The following is a 1,169-nucleotide window of genomic DNA, read 5'->3' as shown; positions in this document are numbered from 1 at the left end:
AGTTAGCGGAACAAAAACTGGCAAAACTCAATGACTCATTCAAACAACTGCGTGACAAAATTCGTCAGCATTATTCTGCCCCATTAGACGTGTTGGTGATGCGCTTCTCGACACCCAATTCTGTTCTGCTATCGACGGAAAATTCGACCACTGACTATGTGGTTGAGCAGCTTGGGTTAACCAACCCTATCCAAGTCTCTGCGCGCGCTTGGGGTATCAAACAAGATCGCATCAACCGCTTACAAAACCTTGAACAAAGCTACGTACTTTACGTGCAGCCTTTCCCGCAAGAGAGCAAGTTGAACAGCTCACCACTTTGGCAAGCGATGCCATTCGTGAAAAAACAGCGCGTAAATTCGGTGAGAGCGGTGTGGGCCTACGGCGGCGCGATGTCTTTGCAATACATGGCAGAAGCCATTACCGACAGCTTAATTGAACTGGCACCAAAACAATGAGAACGAAACCGTACATTGGCTATGTCGCGCTGATTGCGTTGCTTAGCCTATTGAGCTTACAAATTGATACGAGCTTGTCGTTGAGTGAACAATGGCAGTTGTTCACTCAACCAAAAAGCGCCAGCGAATTTCGTGATGTTTTCTTTATGCAGTCTCCGTTACCTCGATTGAGCATCACATTATTGGTTGGTGCAATGCTCGGGCTGACTGGCAGTTTGATGCAGCAGTTAACGCAAAACAACCTCACCTCACCGCTGACCTTGGGCACCTCTTCCGGTGCTTGGCTTGCGCTGGTCATCGTTAACATTTGGTTTGTTGACTGGGTGGCAGACTATTCCGCTTTCGCTGCAATGGCAGGTGCTTTGGTGGCGTTTGGTTTGATCATTTCGATCGCAGGTGTGCGTAATATGACGGGGTTGCCTTTAGTGGTCTCCGGCATGGTCATCAACATTTTGCTTGGCTCCATCGCGACAGCTCTAATTATTCTCAATGCACAGTTTGCTCAAAACATCTTTATGTGGGGAGCGGGCGACCTTTCACAATACAGTTGGGATTGGTTTGAATGGTTGCTGCCACGTTCTACTATCGCAATCGTCATTTTGATTGTCGCACCACGCATCCTGACCCTAATGAAACTGGGACAAGAAGGCGCAGCAGCCCGAGGCTTAGCGGTATTACCCGCGTTTGGGGCGTTAATGGTGATGGGTATTTGGC

Annotated in this window: 1 protein-coding gene and 1 pseudogene; both read left to right on the top strand. The window is 48.7% G+C overall.

The window, feature by feature from the left end; genetic code table 11:
- Positions 1-455, top strand: a pseudogene (locus R7D93_RS25730) (iron-siderophore ABC transporter substrate-binding protein); the annotation flags it as partial.
- On the top strand, positions 452-1,169 hold a 718-nt coding region (locus R7D93_RS25725; protein WP_318129613.1), incomplete at its 3' end, for an iron chelate uptake ABC transporter family permease subunit. The pseudogene R7D93_RS25730 and the gene R7D93_RS25725, both read left to right, overlap by 4 nt.

It is taken from the genome of Vibrio sp. YT-15 (genome assembly GCF_033337445.1).
GTDB classification, from domain to species: Bacteria; Pseudomonadota; Gammaproteobacteria; order Enterobacterales; family Vibrionaceae; genus Vibrio; species Vibrio alginolyticus.
Note: the sequence above shows the minus strand (reverse complement) of the source record. Positions and strands in the feature narration are given on the sequence as shown.